This is a genomic window from uncultured Aggregatibacter sp., from assembly GCF_938046485.1.
Taxonomy (GTDB): Bacteria; Pseudomonadota; Gammaproteobacteria; order Enterobacterales; family Pasteurellaceae; genus Aggregatibacter.
The window spans coordinates 48,306-74,624 of the sequence record NZ_CALIWN010000009.1 but is presented as its reverse complement, the minus strand read 5'-3'; the positions used below and the strand labels follow the sequence as shown (position 1 = coordinate 74,624).

The following is a 26,319-nucleotide window of genomic DNA, read 5'->3' as shown; positions in this document are numbered from 1 at the left end:
AAGTCGCATTTATTATAATCCTCTTCAATGATTTGTAAATCAAAACTTATCAATAGGTTAAAAGCATTAATGACGTGATTTAAGGAGAAAACAAGTGAGAGAATAGGAAGAAAAGAGGGAAAGGAAATCCTGTGGCTGAGGCGATAGTCGGACGCTAACAAATAAAAAAATCTGCACCTTAGTCCGTGAGTTATGTTATCTAACGTTTCGCGTGCAGATTCTTCTAAATATACGAAATTATTCGCCCAAACGCTCTTTAATACGAGCTGCTTTACCGGAAAGTGCGCGTAAGTAGTAAAGTTTTGCTTTACGTACCGCACCTTTACGTTTCACTACGATGCTATCCACTGCCGGAGAGTGAGTTTGGAATACACGCTCAACACCAACACCGTTAGAGATTTTGCGTAGGGTGAATGCAGAATGCAAGCCACGGTTACGAATTGCAATAACCACGCCTTCGAACGCTTGCAAACGACGTTTGCTACCTTCAACAACCCATACTTTCACTTCTAAGGTATCACCTGGACGGAAGCTAGGTACGTTTTGTTTTAATTGTTCTTGTTCAAGTTGTTTAATGATGTTAGACATTTTTGATCCTTTTTGATCCTAGATTTAACTGAGTTTACTGTTATATTCGGCTTTCACCTCTTTTAACAGCTTACGTTGTTCGTCAGTCAGAGCTAGGCCTTCCAGTAGCTCAGGGCGTCGTAACCATGTTCTCAATAACGATTGTTTTAACCGCCATTTGCGAATTTCCTCATGGTGTCCCGACATCAGCACGGGTGGCACGGTTAATCCATCAAGCACTTCAGGACGCGTATAATGCGGGCAATCCAGTAATCCGTCGGCAAACGAATCTTCCTCTGCGGAAGCCTGTTTACCGAGTACACCGGGAATAAAACGGGCAACTGCGTCAATTAACGTCATTGCCGGTAATTCACCGCCGGTGAGGACATAATCACCTACCGACCATTCTTCATCAACAACCGTTTCAATCAAACGCTCGTCAATGCCTTCATATCGGCCGCATAACAAAATCAATTTCTGATTCTGCGCTAATTCCTCTACGCCTTGTTGATCGAGTTTACGACCTTGCGGCGAGAGATAAATCACTTTTGCACCTTCGCCTGCGACTTCTTTTGCTGAATCGATAGCATCCTTTAACGGTTGCACCATCATCAGCATTCCCGGGCCTCCGCCATAAGGACGGTCATCCACGGTTTTATGCTTATCGTGCGTAAAATCTCTTGGATTCCAGCACCGCACTTGTAACAGGTTTTGCTTAACAGCCCTGCCGGTTACCCCGTATTCCGTAATTGCTTTAAACATTTCAGGGAACAGACTTATTACCCCAATCCACATAATTTAGCCTTAATTTTTGAGCCTTATGTTAATGTTACCGCAAAGCGCTACGGCATACCTGAGATTAGAAACCAGCGTCCCAATCCACTGTAATCGTCTTAGTGGCGGGATCGACTCTTTTAACTACTTGTTCATACAAAAACGGAATTAACCGCTCTTGTTTCCCGAAAGCATCTTTTACATTGGCTTTTACCACCAATACATCATTAGAACCGGTTTCCATCATTTCAGTCACGGTTCCCATGGCATAACCTTCCAGATTCACCACAGCACAACCAATTAAATCGTGCCAGTAGTAATCCCCTTCTTCCAAGGTTGGAAATACCGATAAATCGACACCGATTTCCACATTGGCAAGAATTTGCGCCGCTTCACGATCATCCACGCCTTTTAATTTAACGATCATTTCGTGATTATGATGACGCCAATTTTCCAGTTCGGTTGGCTGCCACTGCCCTTTGATTTTCAAAAACCAAGGTTGATAATCAAAGATACTTTCAGCTTGTTCTGTGGATGAGTAAATACGTAACCAACCGCGAATACCATAAGTCGAACCTAATTTGCCGACAGTTTCGATTCTTTGTTGTTGCATATTCATCACCTCAAAAAAGTAAAATTAGGCGTTTTTTTGCGCTTCTTTTACTAAACTCGCAACGCGATCGGACAATGAAGCACCTTGGCTAACCCAGTGGTTAACACGGTCTAAATTGATACGAACACGTTCTGCATTGCCTTGTGCGATTGGATTGAAGAAACCCACACGCTCAATGAAACGACCGTCACGTGGTGAACGGCTGTCAGCAACTACGATTTGGTAAAATGGGCGTTTTTTAGCTCCGCCACGAGATAAACGAATGGTTACCATAACCTTCCTCTAATAATTTAATTACAAAAAGAAAACCCTCAAATATCGAAAGTTAAATGAGAGTTAAACTTACTTTTTTCTCTGTATATATAGACAAAAAGCCTGTGGATTTTACTCTTTTCCCGGCAAAAAGCAAGCCGGAAATACGATGTCGGCTTTTCTTAAATAATCCGCGAGAATTGCTGTTGCTTGGCTTGTACGCGAGAGTAAGTGTCAAAACACAAACAAATATTACGAATCAACAAGCGTCCTTTTGCGGAAACCGTGATTTGCTCCTCACCGATATCCAATAAACCATCGGCAGCCAAAGGCGCTAGCAACGCTAAATCTTCTGCAAAGTGTTGTTTAAAGTTAATGTTGTACTGTTTTTCTAATGGCGCATACGCTAATTTAAAGTTACAAATTAATTGTTTAATCACATCACGACGCAGGCAATCTTCTTCTGTCATCGCCAAGCCTTTGTGTAAGGCAATGCCATTTTCCTCCACATGGGCATAATAGGTTTTCAGATCTTTTTGGTTTTGTGCGTAGGTGTCGCCTAACAAGCTAATAGCCGACACACCCAATCCCAGCAAATCACATTCTTCCTGTGTGGTGTAACCTTGGAAATTACGATGCAAAATGCCTTTTTGCTGTGCAATGGCAAGTTCATCATCCGGTTTCGCAAAGTGATCCATACCGATAAATTTATATCCGGCATTTCCCAAGGTTTCGATGGTTTTTTGCAAAATTTCCAGCTTAGTTTCCGGTTTAGGTAATTGCCATTCCTTAATTTTCGCCTGACCGGCAAAACGGCTTGGCAGGTGGGCATAGTTAAACACACTGAGACGATCAGGATTGAGCTCAATCACTTTTTGCAATGTGAACATAAAACTTTCTACGGTTTGCAACGGAAGACCGTAAATTAAATCCAAATTAGTCGATTGGAAACCCAACTCACGGGCGCGCACCAATAAAGCATTGACAAATGCCTCATCTTGCTCGCGATTCACCGCTTTTTGCACGTCTTTATTGAAATCTTGCACGCCCATACTAATACGGTTAAAACCAATGTTGCGCAAATGGTCCAGCATAGAAAGCTCAATTTCACGCGGATCCATTTCAATACTCACTTCTGCATTGTCAGCGATCTTGAAGTGTTCACGTAGCATATTCATTAAGCGGGCAGACTGTGCTTCCGTTAAATAGGTCGGCGTGCCGCCGCCCCAATGCACTTGGGTCGCCACACGGTTTGTAAATAATTTTGACCGCGCTTTAATTTCTTTTTCAAGAAAATCCAAATAGATATCCGCTTTATGTTGATGGCGGGTAATGACCTTATTACAACCACAAAAATAACAAAGTTTGTGGCAAAACGGAATGTGTACATATAAAGACAGCGGGCGCTCAGGATAACGCTGTGTAGCAGCAATAAAATCCTCGTTCGTATAATGTTCATTAAATTCCAATGCTGTCGGATAAGACGTGTAACGCGGACCGGATTGATTGTATTTCTGAATTAATGCCAAATCCCAAATAATCTCGGACATTAAATTTCCCCCAATATTTTTTATAATTTTTCAATATCAGCCAATAGCTGATGTAACTCCAACTTAATGTTTTTTTCAAGTGCCGCTTCAGCACTTTCACGTTGCAAATCTAAACGCATACGTTCGTTCTTTTTTAATGCGTTGCGCGCCTCATGTGTCGGCATCGTTTCAACCACTTCGTATAACTGCAGCATGGTAACATGGTTTTTAATGCTCATTCCCACCGGTTCTAATAGCATTTTCAGGCGCAACACGCCCTCGGAAAGATTGCAATCGTCATTCAGCATGGCTTTGGCAATGATTTCGATGCTTTCCTTAATACGATTGATTCGGTTTCGACGAGCTTGTTGCAACGCCTTTTTTTGCTTTTGCAAGGCAAGCAATAAATAGGTGGCATAGCCTATCATCCCCACAATGATACAAACTGCCACAAGCAATAATACTGTCTTCCACATAATAAATAACGGGTTTATTTGAATTGGTTAATGTTGATTGTCTCAAAAGTGCGGTATAAATCTTCGGCGTTTTCCTCGTCTTCTACAATACCTAATTCTTCCATTAATTGCGCGACTCGCGCTAAGCACTCATCCACAAATTGCTGATCTTTGAGAGACAATTGCTTGCCTTCTTCCAGTTGATCCAACAAGTGATTTAAGCATTCATTATTCTCCAATTGTTCTAATTCAAGCATCGGATCCAAGGTTGCTTTTGGTTCAGATTTTGCGGCTGATTCTGCTTGCGCTTTTTGCGGTTTATTGACGAACTCCACCATCAACGGCACTTTTTTACGACTGCCAATGCGCGGATCTTTCATCTCCAACGCTTGATTTTCGGCTTTCACATTCACCGCACTATGGCGGGAACCTGAGGCTAATCCTTTGTGTTTGCGTTTTTTCTTCTCTTCACGCGCCTTTGCATCAAGTTCATAACGCGTTGACTGACGACCTGAACGTGGTGCGGTCGGTTTTTTATCGGTTTTGCGGGTCGGCATAATATCCGTCACGCGACGGGTCTTTTTCTGACGGGACATAACGTATCTCTTAGCGAATAAAATTAAGCCGCGATTGTACCACCGTGTAGGAAATTTAACGAGAGGAACGCCAAATCTTCTACCGATTTTATCATGCCATTCATTGAAATTTTCTTAAAAAGCAGTAAACTAGCGCACAATTTTTTGTGCCTTGTTTTCTACAAGCTAAAAAATCACTTCTTTATAAACTTTAAATGTTACCTGTGAGTAACAGAAGGACAATTCAATATGACAACAAAAGTAAATAGCTATGGCTGGAAAGCCTTGCTAGGCTCTGCCGTCGGCTATGCGATGGACGGTTTCGATCTTCTTATTCTCGGTTTTATGTTAAGCGCCATCTCTGCCGATTTGGGATTAACCCCGGCACAAGGCGGTTCTTTAGTAACTTGGACATTGGTTGGTGCGGTTTTCGGTGGCATTGTTTTCGGTGCATTGAGTGATAAATATGGCCGTGTGCGCGTGTTAACGTGGACGATCATTCTTTTTGCGGTATTCACCGGCTTATGCGCATTGGCGAAAGGTTATTGGGATTTACTGATTTATCGCACCATTGCCGGTATTGGTTTAGGTGGCGAGTTCGGGATCGGCATGGCATTAGCGGCGGAAGCTTGGCCGGCACGTCACCGTGCGAAAGCGGCTTCTTATGTGGCGCTTGGCTGGCAAGTCGGTGTATTAGCGGCAGCATTGTTAACCCCATTATTATTGCCACAAATTGGCTGGCGTGGCATGTTTTTGGTGGGGATTTTCCCGGCATTTGTCGCGTGGTATTTACGTGCCCGTTTGCATGAGCCTGACATTTTTGTGCAAAAACAGACCGCACTTCCAAAGCCAACAAACCGTTGGGCGTCTAAATTGGAGTCATTCAAGTTATTAGTGAAAGATAAAGCCACAGCGAAAGTCAGTTTGGGCGTGGTTATCCTGACCTCCGTACAAAACTTCGGTTATTACGGCATTATGATTTGGATGCCTAATTTCCTTTCCAAACAACTTGGTTTTAGCTTGACGAAATCAGGCGTATGGACGGCGGTGACCGTTTGCGGCATGATGGCGGGCATTTGGATTTTCGGGCGTTTGGCGGATCACATTGGTCGTAAACCGAGCTTCTTATTGTTCCAAGCTGGGGCTGTGGTCAGCATCATTGCGTATTCTCAATTAACGGAGCCGAATACCATGTTAATTGCCGGGGCATTCTTAGGGATGTTTGTGAACGGCATGATGGGCGGTTATGGTGCGTTAATGGCAGAAGCTTACCCGACTCAAGCACGCGCTACTGCGCAAAACGTGTTGTTTAACTTAGGTCGCGCTGTCGGTGGCTTTGGCCCGGTCGCCGTGGGCGCCGTGGTTTCTGCGTATTCCTTCCAAACCGCCATTGCTTTTCTCGCGGTGATTTATGTCATTGATATGTTAGCAACAGTGTGTTTAGTGCCGGAATTAAAAGGCAAAGAGTTACATTAATGCGATAAAAGTGCGGTTGAAAAATGAAATGTTTTTTCACCGCACTTTACTTCTCGTCCCATCAAAAAAGAAAAATAACAATCCGCACGTAAAACGTTCGGTTTTTAGGCTCCCCTATAAGAGCCTATACTTCACAAGCCCCTCAAGGAGCTTGTGAAAACTGGTCACCGTGTTTATTTTCATATCACTTAGTGAATCGTAGCGTGCAACTTGTTGCACGAAATCGTGAATGCTCGAAAGCGTTAAATAACCTTCCGTGCGTAATTTGGTCGTGCATCAAGATGCACGCTACGCATGAAATACATCGAGGTTAATTATTCGTGCAACAAGTTGCACGCTACGAGGAGGGGCTCCATACGCATAGCGTATGGTTTTTATAACCAGACTTTGGCTGGCTATAACAAAAAACCGCTCAAATGAGCGGTTTTTCTTTAATAATGAAAAGGCAAAATTAAGCTAGTTTTTTGATTTGTGCAGCTAATTTAGATTTGTGGTTTGCTGCTTTGTTAGCGTGAATTAGGCCTTTAGAAGCCATACGGTCAACAACTTTTTGCATTTCAACGAATGCTGCTTCAGCTGCTGCTTTCTCGCCCGCTGCGACTTGGGCATAAACTTTTTTGATGTAAGTACGCATCATAGAGCGTTGGCTTGCGTTGTGTTGACGGCGTTTTTCAGATTGAACCGCACGTTTTTTTGCTGACTTGATATTAGCCAAGGTCAAACTCCTAAAAATTTCTGTTAGTTAATAGTGACAAAATAGGGGCGTAAATATGCCGATTTCTTGTACTTTTGTCAACGGGGATTTTGTTTTGATTTCGGTGAGACACAACCGAAAGTAAGCATCGTTATTCTTAACAAGTGCTTCCTAAATGGGCTCACACAAACGATGTGCGCGGGATTTTAACAGTTTTTTCCCTTAGAATATAGCGTAAAAACGAAATTTCTATACAATTAGGCAAATTTTATTATTCAGAGTAATTCGTTTTGAGCAAAAGATTATTAAAATCCGGCATTATTGTCAGCGGCATGACGCTTGTTTCGCGCGTATTAGGCTTGGTACGCGATGTGGTGATTGCCAATTTAATCGGTGCCGGTGCGGCGGCAGACGTATTTTTATTCGCCAATCGTATTCCTAATTTCCTCCGCCGATTATTCGCCGAAGGGGCGTTTTCACAAGCATTTGTACCGGTGTTAGCGGAATATCAAAAATCCGGTGATTTATCCAAAACCCGTGAATTTATCGGCAAGGTGTCGGGAACGTTAGGTGGTTTGGTCACGGTCGTTACCTTATTAGCGATGATCGGTTCGCCGGTGGTCGCGGCAATTTTCGGCACAGGTTGGTTTGTGGATTGGCTGAATGACGGGCCGAATGCGGAAAAATTCACACAAGCCTCGTTGCTGCTCAAAATCACCTTTCCTTATTTATGGTTTGTGACCTTCGTAGCGCTGTCCGGTGCAATTCTGAATACCATCGGTAAATTCGGCGTGATGTCGTTCTCGCCGGTGTTGCTCAATATTGCCATGATCGCCACCGCACTTTGGCTGGCTCCGCAGTTGGAAAATCCGGATTTAGGCTTGGCTATCGGGATCTTTCTCGGCGGGTTATTACAATTTCTGTTTCAACTGCCTTTCTTATATCAAGCCAAATTATTAGTAAAACCCAAATGGGCGTGGCATGACGAAGGCGTGAAGAAAATTCGCACACTGATGATTCCCGCCTTATTCGGGGTTTCTGTAAGCCAAATCAACTTGCTCCTTGATACCTTTATCGCCAGTTTTTTAATGACGGGCTCCATCAGTTGGCTATATTATTCCGACCGCTTGTTAGAGTTTCCGCTTGGGTTGTTCGGTATTGCCATTTCTACGGTGATTTTGCCAACCCTTGCTCGGCACCATGTGAACCGTGATGATAACGCTAAAAGTGCGGTGGATTTTCGCAACACAATGGACTGGGGCGTACGCATGATTTTATTGCTCGGTGTGCCGGCAATGATTGGTATCGCTGTGTTGGCGCAACCGATGTTGCTCGTGCTGTTTATGCGCGGTAGCTTTACCTTTAACGATGTTCAGGCCGCCTCTTATTCCCTGTGGGGCTTTAACGTAGGGCTTCTAAGCTTCATGTTAATCAAGATTTTGGCCAATGGTTATTACGCCCGCCAAGACACCAAAACGCCGGTGAAAATCGGCATCATTGCCATGGTGAGTAACATGGCGTTCAATTTATTAGCGATTCCTTTCAGTTACGTAGGCTTGGCGATGGCGTCAGCCATGTCTGCAACCTTAAACGCCTATCTGCTTTATCGTGGTTTGGCAAAAGCGGATGTTTATCATTTTAGCCGTCAAAGTGCGGTATTTTTTCTGAAAGTTTTTTGTGCCGCCGCTATGATGGGGCTATTGGTTTGGTATAACAGCCCAACACTCATTGAATGGAATGCCATGAGTTTTCTTACCCGCGTACATTGGCTCGCATGGCTGATTGTTTTAGCGGCAATCGTTTATGGTGGCATGTTGCTGGTCCTGGGTCTTCGTAAGCAACACCTCTTAATAAAATAACCGGCGAGAAAAAATCACCGAATCCAATGAAAAAGGGAGAAAATGACATTTCATCTTCTCCCCTTTACCACATCAAACAGACGTGAGGTTTTTCCAAACAAACCAATGACCACAAAGTGCGGTCATTTTTTCATACGTTTTACTCAAACAAAGAGCGATGTAAGGAACGAACAATGTCATCGGCTTTATCGCTGTCTGCCAACAAGCAAATATTGTTAGTGCTGGCACCGTAACTAATCATACGGATATTGTACGCATCTAAGGTTTCAAAAATACGTTTGGCGACACCGGAGGCTGTGTGGAGTTCATTGCCGATTAAGGCGACCAAAGACAAGCCGGTATCCACTTTCACCGTGCAGAATTGGCTTAATTCTTCGATTAATTCCTGAGAGAGTAAGCTTTTACCGGAAGAGGCTGAACCCGTTTTATCCAAGGTTAAGGCAACGCTAACTTCCGATGTTGTGATGGTGTCTACGGAGATTTTGTGTTTGGCTAAAATCGTGAAAATATTCGCTAAAAAACCTTGTGCATACAACATATTTAAGCTGGAGAGTGTGAGCAAGGTTTGGTCACGACGCAAGGCAATCGCACGGAATGTCGGGCGCGGTTGCGGATTGCGGGTGACCCAAGTGCCGCCGTCTTGTGGCGCTTTGCTGGAACCGACATAGACCGGGATATTGCTGCGCACGGCAGGAAGTAAGGTTGCCGGGTGCAATACTTTCGCACCGAAGGTTGCCATTTCTGCCGCTTCGGAAAAACTCATGGTATCAATGCGCTGTGCAGTTTGCACGATGCGAGGATCGGTGGTGTAAATGCCGGCAACATCGGTCCAAATTAACACATCTTGCGCATTGAGCACTTCAGCGAGTAAAGCAGCAGAGTAGTCGCTACCGCCACGTCCTAAGGTGGTCGTTTTACCTTGTTCATCACGGCCGATAAAACCTTGAGTAATGACTAACTCACCGCGTTCGATTAACGGTTTCAAGAGGTTATCGCAGTTTTGACGGGTTTGTTCATCATTTGGTGCGGCTTTGCCGAAATGGCTGTTTGTGGCAACAATGGTACGCACATCCAACCAAGTGGCTTCAATTTGTAATTCACGCAACACTTCCACAAAAATCAAGGAAGACATCATTTCACCGTGGCTGATTAATTCATCGGTTAATGCCAAGGAGGTGGCTAAATTCGCGGCTTCCGCTAATGAGGTGATATTGGCTAATAAGGCTTCGATTTTTGGTCGCACGCGACTGTCGTCTTTTAATTCTGTCAAAATGTTTTCTTGAATTTGACGCACTTCATTTAGCAATTTATTGCGTTCCGGTTCTTCACAACCGTTTGCTAAGGCGACCAATAAGTTGGTGACACCGGCGGAAGCAGAGAGAACAACAACGCGAGTATTGGGATCGGCAATCACGATGTTGGCGCAAGATTGCATGGCGGGGTAGTTGGCAACACTGGTGCCACCGAATTTAGCAACTGAAAGATGAGACATAAAAAAACTCCGATAAATAAGTATGATTAGTGTGTTTACTCTACAAATACTGATTTACCGGAGTTTTGTCAAACAATTAATTTTGATTTTTAAATAATATTTAAAAAATGCCCTCTTTTTTAAGAACGGATCGAATAATCGCCTACGCACACCCATTTATAGGTAGTGAGTGCCTCTAATCCCATTGGGCCGCGAGCGTGTAATTTTTGTGTGCTTACCGCCACTTCTGCTCCTAGACCAAATTGTCCGCCGTCAGTAAAACGGGTGCTGGCATTGACATAAACTGCCGCCGAATCCACTTGCGCGATAAATTGCTGCGCCTGCTTTTGCGAAGAGGTCAAAATACTGTCGGAGTGTTGACTGCCATATTGACGAATATGTGCGACGGCTTGTGCTAAATCTTCGACGACAACCACATTTAAATCCAATGAAAGCCATTCTTGTTTCAGTTCGGCTTCCACTAATGGCACCACATTGGCACCGGCTTTTTGCAATAAGAAAAGTGCGGTCGGATCTGCGTGTAATTTTACGTTTTTCTCTTTCAACGTTTCTGCCAGTTTAGGTAAAAAGTCATTTGCAATGCTACGTTGTACCAACAGCGTTTCCAAGGTGTTACAGGTGCTTGGGCGTTGTGTTTTTGCATTCAAAATCACCGGCAGTGCTTTTTCCAAATCGGCGGTTTCCTCAATGAACATATGGCAAACGCCGATACCGCCGACAATCACCGGAATGGTGGAATGTTCTTTTGCCAATTGATGCAATGCTGCGCCGCCACGAGGGATGATCATGTCGACATATTGGTCTAATTTCAGTAATTCCATGACTAGCGCACGATCGGGATCCGTAATGGCTTGAACCGCCGCTTTAGGTAAGCCGGCACGTTCTAAGGCAATTTGCACCACGTCCACCAAGATTTTATTAGAATGTTGTGTTTCTTTGCCGCCGCGTAGAATGACGGCGTTGCCGGTTTTTAAGCAGAGACTTGCCACATCAATTGTCACATTCGGACGCGCTTCGTAGATCGTGCCGATAACGCCTAAAGGCACGCGAACACGTTTAATCTTGACACCACTATCTAACACACCGCCGTCAATAAGTTGCCCAACGGGATCCACCAAAGAAATCACATGTCGCACGTCATTAGCGATACCCTGTAAACGTTCAGGCGTTAATAATAAACGATCAATAATGGCGCCGGATAAACCGTTTTGTTTGGCGGCTTCAATGTCCTGTGCGTTGGCGGCTAAAATACGAGCTTGTTCTTGTTCTAATTGCTCGGCGATAAACGCTAAGGCTTGATTTTTTTCGCATTGGGAAAGTTGGGAAAGTACAAAGGCTGCCTCTTTCGCCTGTTTTCCCATTTCAATTAAATTGACGGACATCTTTTCTCCTATTTCGTTTTTTGCGGTAATTTGTCGTCTTTATGATGTGTTGAAATATCTTGTTCTTGATAATCAAAAATCGGCAGGCCCCATTCAAAGTAAATTGCCAGTAAGCGGGTAATAAAGCCAACAATCAAGGTAATGATAATGACGATGTTTTGATCTACCTGTAGATGTTGTAGACCGATGTAAATAACCGTCGCCAATAATGCCACGCTGGCGTATAGCTCTTTCTGGAACACGAGTGGAATACGATTACACAATAAATCACGCAATACCCCGCCGAATGCGCCGGTAATAATGGCGGCAATTACGGCAATTGTCGTGCCATGCCCCATATCTAACGCGATTTGGGCACCAATAATGGAAAACACAATAAGTCCGACAGCATCCAGCACCAAGAAAATGGTGTGAAAATAACGCATGAAATGGCGAATAAAAGGCGCGATAAATACGGTTAACACCGCAGCCGAGGCCACGATAATAAAATATTCGGGATGTTTTACCCAGCCTAACGGATAATGCCCTAAGAGCACATCGCGCACAGAGCCGCCGCCGATAGCGGTCATGCTGGCAATAATAACGACGCCGAAAATATCCATTTTCTCTCGACCTGCGGCAAGGGCACCGGTAATGGCTTCGGCGGTGATACCAATGATGTAAAGAATGCTGAGCAGCATAAGGTTCCTTAAAGTGCGGTGAATTTTTGCGTTATTTTAGAGAGAGAAAGGGCAAAATACCATGTTTTAGATCATAACTTTATTTTGCCTTGTGATAATTGAAAAAACGTTGTGTTTTTCAACCGCACTTTTGTCCTAGCTTTTGACCGTTTTTGGGAATTCTTGCATAATGCACGGCAATTTTTGTCTTTGTTTATCACAAGGAAATCGTATGTCCGAAGAACAACCTAAATTTTTAACCGCACTTTCGTCTTTCTTCCCCATTTTTTTGTTACTCGTTATTGATCTTTTTGCCTTTTGGTTGGAGCCGCAGGCCAACGCAATGTCGCATTTGGCGCTTGGTGTATTAACGGCACAGTTGATTTGTCTGATTGCTTTTATTAAAGGCAAAATTTGTAACGGCCAACGTTCCCGATTAGGGCGGGTAAACCTTTATTTTGGTCTATTTTGGGTGGTTTGGCTGTTGTTCGGTTTAGGGACAAGCTATCACCATGTATTCATGGACTTGGTTTGTCTTTGTGGTTTGGCAATGACTATCATCACATGGAAGCAACCGTTTGAGGTTAAATTACGTCATCTCTTATTAAAAATCGCCGGTTTCATCGGTATGTTGGGTGTCATTGGTTATGGCTTGATGCTGGCTAGCGAAGAAAACTTCATTCAATTTAACCCCGTGGCACAAATCCTATTAGGGATTATTTTGGCGAATTTAGCTTTAGTGATTTCTCGCAATCGTCTGAAAGGATTTATTGCATTGTTGATGTTGGCGGCGATTGCCTTTCTGGCACTGAATGCGCTGTTTGTATGTGTGAATTTATTCATTCTTTTTCAACAAAGTGCGGTGGTTTTTAGCAACGAATTTGCTTTGTTACTTTATCTCTTATTGCATTTAGTGATGGCCGCCATGTTGGCAATCCATGTTTTCAAAAAATGGGCGTTGTCTTATAACAGCCTTCTCATTCTCTTATTTATGACGGCCAGCTTGCCATTGTGGGCAAATTTTGCGTATTTGATGTAATGCGTGATTTAGGTAAGAAAAAATCTCCTCAGAATTGAGGAGGTTTTTTTATGAACGTTTCTTTAAATAAAATACGTCATTTTCTGACCGCACTTAATGGATTACTCTTTAAAATCACGCATTAATTGTTCGGCTTTTTTCACCATTTCTCTAGAACCGATGAAAAGCGGAACGCGTTGGTGTAATGCAGTCGGTTGAATATCCAAAATGCGATTATAACCGTCACTTGCCACGCCGCCGGCTTGTTCTGCCAAGAATGCCATTGGGTTGCCTTCATAGAGTAAACGCAATTTGCCGTTCGGGTAGTTTGTGGCACTTGGATAAATATAAATACCGCCTTTAAGCATGTTGCGGTGGAAGTCGGACACCAAAGAACCGATATAACGAGAAGTGTAAGGACGTTGAGTTTCTTTATCTTCTTCTTGGCAATATTTCAGGTATTTTTTCACGCCCATCGGGAATTTGAGGTATTGCCCTTCGTTAATGGAATAAATTTTGCCGGTTTGCGGAATTTGAATGTTTTCATGGGAGAGGCAGAACACACCGAGTGATGGATCGTAAGTAAAACCGTTGACACCATGTCCTGTGGTGTAAACCAACATGGTGGAGGAACCATACACGATATAACCTGCTGCCACTTGGCGATTGCCCGGTTGCATGAAGTCTTCTAAGGTGACCGGTGTGCCTACCGGTGAAACGCGGCGATAAATGGAGAAAATGGTACCAACGGAAACGTTCACATCAATGTTGGAGGAGCCGTCCAATGGGTCGGTTAAAATGACGTATTTCGCGTTGCGACCACGCTCCGTATCAAAGGCAATGAAATTTTCCTCTTCTTCGGAAGCAAAACCGGCGACTTCTTCGCGGCTCATAAGGGCTTGTTTCATCGTGTTGTGAGCGAATAAGTCTAATTTCATTTGCGCTTCGCCTTGCACATTTTCTACACCGGAATTACCAATAATATTATTAGTTAAACCGGCTTTGTTGATATCGCGGTGAATCACTTTTGCCACTAAGCGAATGGAGGACAAAATGCCACTTAACTCCCCTTTAGCATTTGGGTATTCCGCTTGTTTTTCTACAATAAATTCGCCTAACGTTTTCATACTTTTTCCTTATTTGATGAATAAATTTACTCAAATCGTAACTTGGCTTATTATAACATCCTCATTTTCAGATGATTAAAAAGATTCCTATTTCTGTGATTCACAACACATTTTTCGCGTTTACATCAGAAATTGGAATGCATAAGGACTCCAAATGACAACCAAACATGTTCATATTTTAGGTATTTGCGGCACGTTTATGGGCGGTATTGCCATGATTGCCAAACAAATGGGCTACCACGTTACCGGCTCTGATACGAACGTTTACCCGCCGATGAGCACGTTCCTTGCAGAAAATAACATTGAAATCATACCGCACTTTGACCCAAGCCAACTGCAACCGGCGCCGGATATGGTGATTGTGGGCAATGCCATGAAACGCGGTAATCCTTGTATTGAATATATGTTGGCAAACAACCTGCCTTATACCTCCGGGCCACAGTGGTTGCATGATCATTTATTGCGTAATCGTTGGGTTTTGGCAGTGTCAGGTACCCATGGAAAAACCACTACCACCGGGATGCTGACGTGGATTTTGGAACAAAACGGTTTACAACCGGGCTTTTTAATCGGTGGCATTGCAGGCAATTTCGGGATTTCCGCGCGTTTAGGTAAGAGCCCGTATTTCGTGATTGAAGCGGATGAATATGACACGGCATTTTTTGACAAGCGTTCTAAATTTGTGCATTACAACCCGCGCACGTTGATTATTAATAATATTGGTTTTGACCATGCGGATATTTTTGACGATTTGAAAGCCATTCAACGTCAGTTCCACCACATGATTCGCACCATTCCAAACAATGGGCGAATTCTCTCTTTTGCAAACGAAGAAAGTGTGCAACAAACCTTGGCAATGGGCTGTTGGTCTGAATGCCAATATGTCGGTCGCGATCAGGAATGGTATGCGGAGCGCATTAAACACGATTGCACGGAATTCGCTGTGTTCCATCAAGGTGAGAAAGTGGCAGAAGTACATTGGAATATTGTAGGCGAGCACAATATGCGGAACGGCTTAATGGCCATTGCGGCGGCGCATCATGCGGGCGTGAGTATTGAAAATGCCTGTGCGGCACTGGGAACATTTATCAACGCAAAACGCCGTTTGGAAGTGAAGGGCAATGTTCAGGGCGTGACGGTTTACGATGATTTCGCCCATCATCCAACAGAAATACAAGCTACGTTGACCGCACTTCGCGATAAAGTGGGACAAAATGAACGTATTTTGGCGGTGCTGGAACCACGTTCTAACACGATGAAAATGGGGGTACATAAAGAGGACATCGCACCGGCATTAGAAAAAGCGGATGCGGTATTTTTATTTCAACCGGACACTATTCCGTGGAAAGTGGCGGAAATCTCTGCGCATTTAACTCAGCCAGCGTATGACAGCGATAATTTGGATGACTTTGTTCATCTCATTGCAGCTGAAGCCAAACCAACGGATCATATTTTGGTGATGTCCAACGGCAGCTTTGGTGGTATTCATCAGAAGCTGTTAGACGCATTAGAAAAGAAACATGCGTAATCTTTAACGAGGTTCGAGGAAGTATGCAAACACTAGAGCAAATCACCCAAGCCATCATGGCGGATCCGGAAAATCGTTCTTTCACCGACAGAGGTATTGCGCCCTTGTTCGCGGCGCCTGTTACCGCTCGCATTAACATTGTGGGGCAAGCGCCGGGATTGAAAGCACAAAATAGTCGCTTGTATTGGAACGATCAAAGTGGCGATCGACTTCGTCATTGGCTCGGTGTAGATCGCGATCTATTCTATCATTCCGGCTTATTTGCTGTGATTCCTATGGATTTTTATTATCCGGGCAAAGGCAAATCCGGTGATTTACCGCCACGTAAAGGTTTTGCCGCAAAATGGCATCCTCAAATTTTGGCACAACTCCCCCAACTTGAATTGACCATTCTCATCGGGCAATATGCGCAACGCTATTACCTGCCTGAAAATCGCCTAAATGTCACAGATACCGTTAAAAACTACCGCGAATTTCTACCGCACTTTTTGCCCTTAGTGCATCCCTCTCCACGAAATCAACTCTGGCAGGCGAAAAACCCTTGGTTTGCACAGGAAGTTATTCCAACATTACAAGCCTTGGTGAAGCAGATTATTGAAAAATAATCTCGCGTATTCTGCGGCTGATGACATGCCATATTGATTAAAAAAAACAAAACCCCGTACCTTGTCTTCTCTGTTAAGATAGTTTTAGGTGCGGATTTTTCTTCATCAAGGCGCGCTATAATTTCACGACTTTTGCCTGTTTAATCATATTTTCACCCACCTCTAAAATGGTAATGCGTAAGCCATTAATTTCACAGACGGTGCCTTCTTCAGGGATTTCTTCTAAATGTTCCAAAATCAAACCGTTAAATGTGCGGGCATCTTCGGTATCCAAATTCCAATGGAACATTTTATTTAAATCACGTAAATTGGCAGAACCTTCAATAATCATTGAACCATCAGATTGTGTCATCACTTCTTCATCAATGGTCGGCGTGTTAGAGGTGGTAAAATCGCCCACGATTTCTTCCAAAATGTCTTCCAAGGTAACCAAACCTTTAATATCGCCGTATTCGTCCACCACTAAACCGATACGCTCTTTTTTATTACGGAAATTAGCTAATTGCGTCTTTAAAGCCGTGCCTTCAGGAATGAAATACACTTCATCGGCAGCACGAATCAAGGTTTCTTTGGTAAATTCATTTTTTTCCAGCAACAAACGGAACGCTTCGCGAACACGCAAAATACCGAGCACGTTTTCGTCCATACTGCCTTTATACAACACCACACGGTTATGTGCCGCATGATTGAGCTGGCGCATGATAGATTTCCAGTCATCATCAATATCAATGCCGCCGATTTCATTGCGCGGCACCATGATGTCATCCACGGTAACGGTTTCCATATCCAAAATAGACAGCAACATTTGCGGATGTTGCTCATCCGGTGTTGCTTCTCCCGCTTCGGAAACGATGCTGCGTAATTCTTCGCGGCTAATGACTTGTTTCTTCAGATCCGGTTTTAAGCCCACTAAACGCATTAAAAATTTGGTGAACACATTCATCACCCAAACTAAAGGAGCAAAAACCTTGAGTAATGGGGTTAATAGATGGCTCGAGGTCAATCCCACTTTTTCTGGGTGCATCGCTGCCACCGTTTTGGGGAAGATTTCAGAGAAAATCAACATCACGAACGTTAATGCACCGGTGGCAATCGCCACACCGGCATCGCCATATAATCGCATCCCAATCACGGTCGCAATCGCCGAAGCACTAATATTCACAAGGTTATTAAAGATAAGAATAAAACTCAGTAGTTTGTCCGGTTTAGCAAGCAACATCTCCGCTTTTTTGGCGCCTTTATTGCCCTGCTCTGCTAAAAAACGCAAGCGATATTTATTTAAAGAAAGCAAACCTGTTTCAGAGCCGGAAAAATAGGCAGAAAGGACTAAACAGGCAATTAAAATGATAAATAACGTACTAAGGGGAATACTGTCCAAAGCGAAATCCTTGCATTAATTTAAAAATAAAAAAGGCGGGAAAAACTCACCGCACTTTTCTCTCATTTACTGATATTACACAATCAGACGACTACCAAAATAAGCAACCGTAAGTAAAATCATACCTGAAATTGTGTAAATAATCATCTTTTTTCCACGCCAGCGGTAGTGCTTATAGCCTAAAATCGCAATGCCGAATACAACCCAGCCGAATAACGAAAATAAACCTTTATGAATATTATCCGGCGTCATCGCATTAACCAAATGAAAGGTACCGGAGATAAGGGTGAATGTCATCAATACTTCACCACTGACCAATAAACGGAAAAAATGTCGTTCTACTGTCATAAGCGGCGGTACCATCGGTGAAAAAGTCATTTTCTTGCTTTTCAAACGACGATCAATCCAGACCAACTGAATCGCATACAGGGTCGCGATACAGCAGACGGCATAAGCAAAAATCGACAAGCCGATATGAAAAAGCATTGATGTATTTTGATTCAACAATTGAATGATGTGGCTTGGTAGAAAAGTCGCATAAATCAAGTTAATAATGGAAAAACAATAAACAATCGGTAACACAAACCACATGGTATTGACGCGCAACATGGCGATCGTGGCGAGTATAGCGATCATCACGCTCATCAACGAAGCCACTTCCATAATGCTGAAATTCTGCCCTTCCGCCAAGTCTCCCAATAGTGGGAAAGTGCTAATCAGGTGAAAAACCACCGCCAAAAGTGCGGTCAAAAAAAACGGTGTTTTTTGACGTTTCACATCCGCGCCCGCCACTTGCGAGGTTAATAAAATCGGGGCAATGCGTAATACACTAATGAGGTAAAAAAGAATTGATAAAACCGCAAACCACATAATGATGCTTCCTTTGTTTTGTTGGCGTTTTATTCTAACGAGATCAAGCTAAAATCGCCACGACTTTATTTGACGTGAAAATGCGCGGAATTTCAGTATAATGAACGGCATTTTACCGATGATACCTTTCCGATTTAACCACAGGAAATATTATGTTTGAGAATTTATCCGATCGTCTTTCCAAAACCTTACGCAATATCAGCGGTCGAGGTCGTTTAACCGAAGATAACATTAAAGAAACCTTGCGCGAAGTGCGCATGGCATTGTTAGAAGCCGATGTGGCATTGCCGGTCGTGCGCGATTTTATTAACAATGTAAAAGAACGTGCCATTGGGGTAGAAGTCAATAAAAGCCTCACGCCGGGACAAGAATTCGTCAAAATCGTCCAAGCCGAATTAGAAGCGGCAATGGGTGAAGCCAACGAAAGTTTAAATCTAGCCACCCAACCACCTGCTGTGATTTTAATGGCGGGTTTACAAGGGGCGGGTAAAACCACCAGTGTGGGTAAACTGGCCAAATTTCTGCGTGAACGTCATAAGAAAAAAGTACTTGTTGTTTCTGCCGACGTCTATCGTCCGGCGGCGATCAAACAATTAGAAACCCTCGCACAAGGGGTTAATGTCGATTTCTTCCCGTCAGATGTGAAACAAAAGCCGGTAGATATTGCGAAAGCCGCGTTGGCAGACGCGAAATTAAAATTCTACGATGTGCTGATTGTGGATACCGCCGGTCGTTTGCACGTTGATAGTGAAATGATGGATGAAATCAAGCAGGTTCATGCGGCATTAAATCCAATCGAAACGCTCTTCACCGTGGATGCCATGACCGGTCAAGATGCGGCAAATACAGCAAAAGCCTTTAATGAGGCTTTGCCGCTTACCGGTGTCATTCTCACCAAAGTGGATGGCGATGCGCGTGGTGGTGCCGCATTATCTATTCGTCAAATTACCGGCAAGCCGATTAAATTCCTCGGGGTGGGGGAAAAAACCGATGCGTTAGAGCCGTTCCATCCGGATCGCGTGGCATCACGTATTCTTGGCATGGGTGATGTACTTTCTTTGATTGAAGATTTAGAACGTTCCGTTGACCGTGAAAAAGCGGAAAAAATGGCGCAAAAATTCAAAAAAGGCGACGATTTCACCTTAGAAGATTTCCGCGAACAATTACGCGAAATGAAAAAAATGGGTGGTATGATGTCCATGTTGGAAAAATTACCGGGTGCGAAAAACCTGCCGGATCATGTAAAAAATCAGGTGGACGACAAAATGTTCAACAAACTGGAAGCCATCATCAATTCCATGACCTTAAAAGAACGCGCCAATCCGGACATCATCAAAGGTTCTCGCCGTCGTCGCATTGCTCTTGGTTCCGGCACGCAAGTGCAAGACGTAAACAAGTTGCTCAAACAATTTGACGAAATGCAACGCATGATGAAGAAAATGCGTAAAGGCGGCATGGCAAAAATGATGCGCGGCATGCAAGGCTTAATGGGAGGCGGGCTCGGCGGATTAGGCGGAATGTTTAGACGCTAAATGTCCCCCTCTCCCCACATAAAAAGTGCGGTGAATATTAAAAACATTTTCGGTATTATGTAGCAGCTGCACAAAGTCCGAAAATTGACTAATTTACCGCATAAATTTTCCATTTTTTCAAACTCAAGGTGTAGCTATTCCTCCCAACCTTCATTCAGGTAACCCAAAGTATGAGTCGCCGAGGTAACTGTTGGGATAATGCCCCAATGGAGCGTTGGTTCCGCAGCTTTAAATATGAATGGATGCAAGAGGGCGACTATCTAACCTTGGGGCAAGCGATGGACGATGTGAGAGCTTATGTGATGTATTACAATTTTGTTAGCCCACATCGTTACAATCAAGGTTTGCCGCCTGTTTTAACAGAAACAACCTATCGGGGACTGTTGAATTAGCTGATTGCTACATTAATTAGTAAAAGATAAAAGGGCGAAGATTATTAGAATCTTTGCCCTTAATGTTATCTGCATTTTTACAAAAAATAATATTTTCAATTTTTTGAAAAAAAAGTGTAAGAAAAAAGGCTTATCTCCGACTAATAGAATAACAAGGAAGCATTTCCTACCATAATGAACTAAATAATTTCATAAAATAGCTAATCAATCAGAGGAAAAAAATGAAAGATTGTAAGATGCAAGGTATTAGCAGCGGCGTGAGTTTATTGATTTTACGCTTTTTTCTTGCGTGGGAGTTTTTAGAGGCAGGGTTAGAAAAATGGAATGGTCAAAATTGGTTTACGGAAATACAAGATCGTTTTCCTTTTCCATTTAATCTTATTCCAGCCGATATTAATTGGCACGTTGCAATGGGATCTGAATTAATTTTCCCATTCTTGCTGATATTTGGGGTGCTAACACGTTTTAGTGCATTAAGTTTAACGATTTTAATCTCTGTCGCGTGGTATAGCATTCACGCCGATTCAGGTTATAACGTTTGTGATAATGGTTATAAATTACCCTTAATTTATGTGGTAACTTTATTAATCTTAATTACGCAGGGAGCGGGGAAACTCTCTTTAGACACGCTTATTAAGAAGGTTTATCCAACTAAAAGCTGGTTGAAATTCCTCTAACTATATATTCAATATCAAACTCTAGGAGATTTAAATGAAAAAATTATCCACTTTAGCCGCATTAGCAGGAGCATTAACGATGACAGCAGCTACTGTTGCACACGCTGAGCCAAAATCAAGCAGTACAGATAAAGCTGCAACACCTTGTGTGGGTGATAAATGTGTGAAAACAAAAGCTGCAGAAGGTAAATGCGGAGAAGGTAAATGCGGTGCGAGCAAACCAAAAGCCGCAGAAGGTAAATGTGGTGAAGGTAAATGCGGTTCTAAATAATCGTATTTAAATCTAGATGCCATACATAACACTGGTGTAAATTTACACCAGTGTTGTATTAAAAGGAGTAAATAATTATGTTACAAGGTGCAGGATTAGGGTATCGCCGAGATTTAGCAGATGATTTTTTGAATTTATCATCAAATAATGCGATTCAGTTTATGGAAGTTGCTCCAGAAAATTGGGTAAAAATGGGGGGAGCTGCTCGTTATAAATTTGATCAGGCAGCAGAAAGATATCCACTTGCGGTACACGGACTATCACTTTCATTAGGCGGACAAGCACCACTTGATCGCGAGTTATTAAAAAATACTAAAGCATTAATGACTCAATATAATTCGACATTTTTTTCTGAACATTTGAGTTATTGTGAATGTGAAGGGCATTTATATGATTTATTACCTATGCCATTTACTGAAGAAGCTGTAAAACACGTAGCACAGAGAATCCGCTATGTGCAAGATTTTTTAGGATTACAAATTTCATTAGAAAACACCTCTTATTATTTACACTCTCCCACCAGCACAATGAATGAAGTAGAATTTTTAAATGCTATTGCACAAGAAGCGGATTGTGGTATTCATTTAGATGTAAATAATATTTATGTAAATGGCGTCAATCACGGTTTACTTGATCCTTATGTTTTCTTAGATCAAGTAGATGTGAAACGTGTCAATTACATTCATATTGCCGGACACGACGAAGAACATTCTGCGGCACAAGTTGTAGAGGATTTAGAAGGGGAATCATTTAATAAAATAAAAGGGGCATATCGCTATTTACCAGAGTTATTAATTGATACGCACGGTGAGGCAGTAAAAGGTACTGTGTGGGATTTATTAGAATATGCCTATCAACGACTACCTGCCATTCCGCCAACATTATTAGAGCGTGATTTCAATTTCCCTCCATTTGCAGAACTTTATGCTGAAGTTGAACATATTGCACAACTACAGCAAAAATATGCTCAAAAAGAGGTAATATCCTATGCAGCCTAAACCTTCGCTTATTGAAACACAAAAAGCACTTGCCACAGCAGTTCGATTGGCTAATGCTCAACCTCTAAATGGTTATGCTCCGAATCGCCTTGCTGTTTATGCTCGTTTAGTTCGAAATAACATCTTTGGTTTTATTGACCGTTGTTTTGTTGAAGCGCCTAAACACGTTTCTGCTGAGAGTTGGTCTCAGACAAAAGAAGCGTTTGTATTAACAGGAAAATCACATTCGCCTTATTTTCAAGATATTGCTGGAGAATTTCTCTTATTTTGTCAAGAAAAAGAGAGTTTTGATGCCAATATACTGGCATTGATGGATTTTGAAAATACCCAATTACTTGCAGAAGTTTCTTTAGCAAAAGTACCTGAAAAATTTGAGTGGAATAAGTATAGCGTAATGCAGTTATCTGATGCAGCTTATTTAAAAAGCTATGAAGTCGATTTTTTATCAAGCGATTTTAAACAATTTGATAAAAAACCTATGCAAGCTGTTATATGGCGGGATAGCGATTTTAATATTCTGCAACAACGCTTATCTGAACTTGACTTTTGGCTATTAAGTTATATACAAGAACAACCTTCGTCTTTAGAAGATGTATTATCTGCCTTGAATACCGTAGTTGAAGATAGCACCCCCTTAATTCCATTATTGGAAAACACTTGGGTGAATTGGATTAATGCTGAAGTGCTTTATCCCAAAGTATGAGTCGCCGAGGTAACTGTTGGGATAATGCCCCAATGGAGCGTTGGTTCCGCAGCTTTAAATATGAATGGATGCAAGAGGGCGACTATCTAACCTTGGGGCAAGCGATGGACGATGTGAGAGCTTATGTGATGTATTACAATTTTGTTAGCCCACATCGTTACAATCAAGGTTTGCCGCCTGTTTTAACAGAAACAACCTATCGGGGACTGTTGAATTAGCTGATCACTACATCCCTATTGAGTTAAAATTTCAATAGGAATTTTAAGGTTTTTAATCGGTTAAACCTTTGTGCAACTGCTACATAATACCGAACATTTTTAAAATTCACCGCACAATGACACGCCCAATACTTATTCAATTTCGTTATAACTAAAACGCCGTATATATACTTAACAATTCTTTCGTTTCCTCCCTTTGCTTTGCTAGATTTTTACCATCTTATTTCATTAGAGGAAAAACTATGCAACACCGTGATCTTTACCCCCATGAAATCTTACAAGATGTCATTGAAAAAAGTTATGCGAAATCAGAAGGACGCTTAAAAACGCTGGCGATTTTAAGCTTTTTAGGCGGTGGCTATGTCAGTTTTGGTTATATGGCATATTTGAAAGTGGTGAGCGGCATTCCACCAGAATGGAGTGGATTAGCCACCCTGCTAGGCGCGGCAGTATTCCCAATTTGTTTAATTTGTATTTTAATTGGCGGCGGTGAATTGGCCACCGGCAACATGATGATGATGGCATTAGGCCGTTTAACCAGAAGAGTGAGCTTTAAGAAACTCTTTCGTAACTGGATTGTCGTCAGCTTAGGAAATTTAGCCGGTGCGTTATTTATGGCCTATTTCTTAGGACATTATGTCGGGCTTTCAGAAGGTGCAGCTGCCGCAAAAACTATCGCCATTGCCGAAGCCAAAGTGCAAATGGATTTTGGTCGAGCCTTTCTTTCCGCCATCGCCTGTAACTGGATGGTCTGTATGGGCATTTGGTTCTATTTCGGCGCGAAACAAACCTCCGGCCGAATCCTTGCCATGTGGTTCCCGGTGATGATTTTCGTTCTTGTTGGATTACAACACTTTGTCGCCAATATGTTTATTATTCCGGCAGGCATTTTTGCCGGCGCCAATGTCACTTGGCACCAATTTTTCTTTAACATGATTCCGGTCTTTCTAGGCAATGTCACCGGCGGTGCAGCATTTGTCGGCGCCTCTTACCTTTATGCCTATCGTCATCTGTTAAAAGAAGATTATTGCATTTAGCCATAAAAAATCTGCACCTCAATGGTTGGATGTTAAGTCCAACGTTTGGGGTGCAGATCATTTTTTATTTACATAATTAAATAAGAAATGTATGAAAATAGGGCGGAAATTCCGCCCTATTTTACATTTAAAAATCACCGCACTTTTTTAGCGTCGTGCTTCAAATTCAGCTAAAGCAGCATCAAATTGTTCCATCACTTTCGGATGTACCGGTGCGAACACGGAAGAGGTAATGGTGATGAAAGAACAGACCAAGAAACCTGGGACGATTTCATAGAGGTGAGATAAATCTTCCCAGCCCAAGTATTTCATTAATGGACTCCAGACCACCACGGTGATAGCGCCGGATAACATTCCCCATAATGCCGCTTTGGAGCTAATATTGCGGTTGAACAGGGAAAGAATCACCACCGGACCGAAAGCGGCACCAAAACCAGCCCATGCATAAGAAACCAAGCCCATTACTTTGGAGTTTGGATCTTGTGCGATAGCGATGGCAACCACAGAGATTAACAATACCATTAAACGACCGACCCAGACCAATTCAAGGCTGGAAGCGCCTTTACGGAAGAAGCCTTTATAGAAATCCTCTGTAATTGCGGCGGAGCACATTAATAATTGAGCGGACAGGGTACTCATCACCGCGGCTAAGATTGCGGATAAGACGATGCCGACAATCCAAGGGTTAAACATGGCTTTACTTAACTCAATGAAAACGGCTTCTGCATTGTATAGTTCAATATTTTGGGTGGTGAAATAGGCCAACCCGAAATAGCCCACTGCAACGGCGCCGCCAAGGCAGAGGAACATCCAAGAAATTCCGATTCGACGGGCTTTTTCGAGAGAGGCCACAGAGTCTGCTGCCATGAAACGGGCAAGAATGTGTGGCTGTCCGAAATAACCCAAGCCCCAAGCCAATGCAGAGATAACACCGATACCGGAAACATTGTGCAGCCAGTTGCTGTAAGGAATGCCGGTGACAGCAGATTTCGCTTCCAAAGACATTGTGATTTCATCCCAGCTGATGTTGAGCAATACCATGACCGGTGCCAAAATCAAGGCGAAAATCATTAATGAGGCTTGGATGGTGTCGCTCCATGAAACCGCTAAATAGCCACCGATAAAGGTATAGGTAATGGTCGCTAATGCCCCTAACCAAAGTGCGGTGGAATATTCCAAGCCCAATAAGCTTTGGAATAACTTCGCTCCCGCTACCACGCCGGAAGCGCAGTAAATGGTGAAGAAGAAGAGAATAATACCTGAAGAAATAATCTTTAATGCTTTTTTCTGACGCGGAAAACGTTGTGCAAAAAATTCCGGTAAGGTCAGCGCATTGCTATATTTCTCAGTGAAAATCCGCAAGCGTCCTGCCACAACGCGATAGTTCAGATAGGCGCCAACGGTTAAGCCGACAGCAATCCATGCCTCGGAAAGGCCTGATAAGAAAATCGCGCCGGGTAACCCCATTAATAGCCAACCGGACATATCGGAAGCACCGGCAGACATGGCGGTCACGAAACTTCCCATTTTTCGACCACCCAAAATGTAATCATCAAAGTTTTTGGTGGAACGATAGGCGTATAACCCAATGCCTAAAATAATTGCCAAATAGAGGCCAAAGGTGATGTAGATTTGCAT

28 protein-coding genes are annotated in these 26,319 nt (G+C 42.9%); 13 read left to right on the top strand and 15 right to left on the bottom strand.

From position 1 onward, the window contains the following. Positions 1 to 237: 237 nt before the first annotated feature. The 7 genes from rplS to yihI form a co-directional block, all read right to left on the bottom strand. Positions 238 to 588, bottom strand: coding sequence for a 50S ribosomal protein L19 (rplS, locus tag Q0203_RS00910; protein ID WP_021615897.1), 351 nt, complete (start codon positions 586 to 588; stop codon positions 238 to 240). A 24-nt stretch (positions 589 to 612) separates the two neighbouring features. Continuing rightward, a complete protein-coding gene (gene trmD, locus Q0203_RS00905; protein WP_297928872.1) occupies positions 613 to 1,362 on the bottom strand; it encodes a tRNA (guanosine(37)-N1)-methyltransferase TrmD in 750 nt (249 codons plus the stop codon). Positions 1,363 to 1,426: 64 nt separating this feature from the next. Further along, a complete protein-coding gene (gene rimM / locus Q0203_RS00900; protein ID WP_297928871.1) occupies positions 1,427 to 1,954 on the bottom strand; it encodes a ribosome maturation factor RimM in 528 nt (175 codons plus the stop codon). A 24-nt stretch (positions 1,955 to 1,978) separates the two neighbouring features. Continuing rightward, positions 1,979 to 2,227: a 30S ribosomal protein S16 gene (gene rpsP, locus Q0203_RS00895; protein WP_297928869.1), complete on the bottom strand. Its 249-nt coding sequence runs from the start codon at positions 2,225 to 2,227 to the stop codon at positions 1,979 to 1,981. A 161-nt stretch (positions 2,228 to 2,388) separates the two neighbouring features. Then, positions 2,389 to 3,756, bottom strand: coding sequence for an oxygen-independent coproporphyrinogen III oxidase (gene hemN / locus Q0203_RS00890; RefSeq protein ID WP_297928867.1), 1,368 nt, complete (start codon positions 3,754 to 3,756; stop codon positions 2,389 to 2,391). 20 nt (positions 3,757 to 3,776) lie between these two features. Continuing rightward, positions 3,777 to 4,211, bottom strand: a complete 435-nt coding sequence (locus tag Q0203_RS00885; RefSeq protein ID WP_290521024.1) for a DUF2489 domain-containing protein — start codon at positions 4,209 to 4,211, stop codon at positions 3,777 to 3,779. A 14-nt stretch (positions 4,212 to 4,225) separates the two neighbouring features. Further along, positions 4,226 to 4,786 carry a Der GTPase-activating protein YihI gene (yihI, locus tag Q0203_RS00880; protein ID WP_297928865.1) on the bottom strand — a complete coding sequence of 187 codons (561 nt, stop codon included), beginning with the start codon at positions 4,784 to 4,786 and terminating at the stop codon, positions 4,226 to 4,228. Positions 4,787 to 5,014: 228 nt separating this feature from the next. On the opposite strand from yihI, the gene Q0203_RS00875 reads away from it, so the two are divergent. Continuing rightward, positions 5,015 to 6,241: an MFS transporter gene (locus tag Q0203_RS00875; RefSeq protein ID WP_297928863.1), complete on the top strand. Its 1,227-nt coding sequence runs from the start codon at positions 5,015 to 5,017 to the stop codon at positions 6,239 to 6,241. 451 nt (positions 6,242 to 6,692) lie between these two features. Here the strand turns inward: Q0203_RS00875 and rpsT are convergent, their stop codons facing one another. Beyond that, positions 6,693 to 6,956, bottom strand: a complete 264-nt coding sequence (gene rpsT, locus Q0203_RS00870) for a 30S ribosomal protein S20 (RefSeq protein WP_005548279.1) — start codon at positions 6,954 to 6,956, stop codon at positions 6,693 to 6,695. A gap of 269 nt (positions 6,957 to 7,225) precedes the next feature. Between rpsT and murJ the strand changes: the two genes are divergently transcribed. After that, positions 7,226 to 8,794, top strand: coding sequence for a murein biosynthesis integral membrane protein MurJ (gene murJ / locus Q0203_RS00865; protein ID WP_297928862.1), 1,569 nt, complete (start codon positions 7,226 to 7,228; stop codon positions 8,792 to 8,794). 139 nt (positions 8,795 to 8,933) lie between these two features. On the opposite strand, the gene lysC is transcribed toward murJ, so the two are convergent. The 3 genes from lysC to Q0203_RS00850 all read right to left on the bottom strand — a co-directional run bounded on the left by lysC (position 8,934) and on the right by Q0203_RS00850 (position 12,348). After that, positions 8,934 to 10,286 (bottom strand): lysine-sensitive aspartokinase 3, encoded by a 1,353-nt coding sequence (gene lysC / locus Q0203_RS00860; protein WP_297928860.1) that lies wholly within the window; start codon positions 10,284 to 10,286, stop codon positions 8,934 to 8,936. 119 nt (positions 10,287 to 10,405) lie between these two features. Next, complete coding sequence (proA, locus tag Q0203_RS00855) at positions 10,406 to 11,668, bottom strand: glutamate-5-semialdehyde dehydrogenase (RefSeq protein ID WP_297928858.1); 1,263 nt, start codon at positions 11,666 to 11,668, stop codon at positions 10,406 to 10,408. 8 nt (positions 11,669 to 11,676) lie between these two features. After that, positions 11,677 to 12,348, bottom strand: a complete 672-nt coding sequence (locus tag Q0203_RS00850) for a trimeric intracellular cation channel family protein (protein WP_297928856.1) — start codon at positions 12,346 to 12,348, stop codon at positions 11,677 to 11,679. A gap of 211 nt (positions 12,349 to 12,559) precedes the next feature. Here Q0203_RS00850 and Q0203_RS00845 point away from each other — a divergent pair, with 211 nt between their 5' ends. Further along, positions 12,560 to 13,366, top strand: coding sequence for a hypothetical protein (locus Q0203_RS00845; protein ID WP_297928854.1), 807 nt, complete (start codon positions 12,560 to 12,562; stop codon positions 13,364 to 13,366). 101 nt (positions 13,367 to 13,467) lie between these two features. Here Q0203_RS00845 and fbp read toward each other — a convergent pair whose 3' ends face one another. Beyond that, complete coding sequence (fbp, locus tag Q0203_RS00840) at positions 13,468 to 14,472, bottom strand: class 1 fructose-bisphosphatase (RefSeq protein WP_295972898.1); 1,005 nt, start codon at positions 14,470 to 14,472, stop codon at positions 13,468 to 13,470. Positions 14,473 to 14,626: 154 nt separating this feature from the next. Between fbp and mpl the strand changes: the two genes are divergently transcribed. Further along, positions 14,627 to 16,000: a UDP-N-acetylmuramate:L-alanyl-gamma-D-glutamyl-meso-diaminopimelate ligase gene (gene mpl / locus Q0203_RS00835; RefSeq protein ID WP_297928852.1), complete on the top strand. Its 1,374-nt coding sequence runs from the start codon at positions 14,627 to 14,629 to the stop codon at positions 15,998 to 16,000. A gap of 23 nt (positions 16,001 to 16,023) precedes the next feature. Continuing rightward, positions 16,024 to 16,605, top strand: a complete 582-nt coding sequence (locus Q0203_RS00830) for a uracil-DNA glycosylase family protein (RefSeq protein WP_297928851.1) — start codon at positions 16,024 to 16,026, stop codon at positions 16,603 to 16,605. Between the two features lie 115 nt (positions 16,606 to 16,720). Here Q0203_RS00830 and Q0203_RS00825 read toward each other — a convergent pair whose 3' ends face one another. Together Q0203_RS00825 and ccsA are read right to left on the bottom strand one after the other, a co-directional pair. Continuing rightward, a complete protein-coding gene (locus Q0203_RS00825) occupies positions 16,721 to 17,983 on the bottom strand; it encodes an HlyC/CorC family transporter (RefSeq protein WP_033002484.1) in 1,263 nt (420 codons plus the stop codon). A gap of 75 nt (positions 17,984 to 18,058) precedes the next feature. Beyond that, complete coding sequence (ccsA, locus tag Q0203_RS00820; RefSeq protein ID WP_295972887.1) at positions 18,059 to 18,853, bottom strand: cytochrome c biogenesis protein CcsA; 795 nt, start codon at positions 18,851 to 18,853, stop codon at positions 18,059 to 18,061. Between the two features lie 152 nt (positions 18,854 to 19,005). Here ccsA and ffh point away from each other — a divergent pair, with 152 nt between their 5' ends. From ffh to Q0203_RS00780, 8 genes are all read left to right on the top strand, one after another. Next, on the top strand, positions 19,006 to 20,385 hold the full coding sequence (gene ffh / locus Q0203_RS00815; RefSeq protein WP_111295664.1) for a signal recognition particle protein: 1,380 nt from the start codon (positions 19,006 to 19,008) through the stop codon (positions 20,383 to 20,385). A 152-nt stretch (positions 20,386 to 20,537) separates the two neighbouring features. Then, positions 20,538 to 20,777, top strand: a complete 240-nt coding sequence (locus Q0203_RS00810) for an integrase core domain-containing protein (RefSeq protein ID WP_255308532.1) — start codon at positions 20,538 to 20,540, stop codon at positions 20,775 to 20,777. 236 nt (positions 20,778 to 21,013) lie between these two features. After that, entirely contained in the window at positions 21,014 to 21,454 is a 441-nt protein-coding gene (locus Q0203_RS00805) for a DoxX family protein (RefSeq protein WP_005699852.1), read from the top strand. 34 nt (positions 21,455 to 21,488) lie between these two features. Beyond that, positions 21,489 to 21,725, top strand: a complete 237-nt coding sequence (locus Q0203_RS00800; protein ID WP_297928848.1) for a hypothetical protein — start codon at positions 21,489 to 21,491, stop codon at positions 21,723 to 21,725. Between the two features lie 77 nt (positions 21,726 to 21,802). Next, positions 21,803 to 22,723: a DUF692 family protein gene (locus Q0203_RS00795; protein ID WP_109427031.1), complete on the top strand. Its 921-nt coding sequence runs from the start codon at positions 21,803 to 21,805 to the stop codon at positions 22,721 to 22,723. Further along, the gene (locus tag Q0203_RS00790) at positions 22,713 to 23,426 is read left to right on the top strand and encodes a DUF2063 domain-containing protein (RefSeq protein ID WP_297928846.1); all 714 of its coding nucleotides are present in this window, start codon (positions 22,713 to 22,715) and stop codon (positions 23,424 to 23,426) included. The genes Q0203_RS00795 and Q0203_RS00790 overlap by 11 nt, the downstream gene beginning before the upstream one ends. After that, complete coding sequence (locus tag Q0203_RS00785) at positions 23,423 to 23,644, top strand: integrase core domain-containing protein (RefSeq protein ID WP_005696507.1); 222 nt, start codon at positions 23,423 to 23,425, stop codon at positions 23,642 to 23,644. Before Q0203_RS00790 ends, Q0203_RS00785 begins: the two co-directional genes overlap by 4 nt. Before the next feature lie 242 nt (positions 23,645 to 23,886). Then, the gene (locus Q0203_RS00780; protein WP_297928843.1) at positions 23,887 to 24,681 is read left to right on the top strand and encodes a formate/nitrite transporter family protein; all 795 of its coding nucleotides are present in this window, start codon (positions 23,887 to 23,889) and stop codon (positions 24,679 to 24,681) included. 147 nt (positions 24,682 to 24,828) lie between these two features. Here Q0203_RS00780 and putP read toward each other — a convergent pair whose 3' ends face one another. Next, a complete protein-coding gene (gene putP, locus Q0203_RS00775; protein ID WP_109103596.1) occupies positions 24,829 to 26,319 on the bottom strand; it encodes a sodium/proline symporter PutP in 1,491 nt (496 codons plus the stop codon).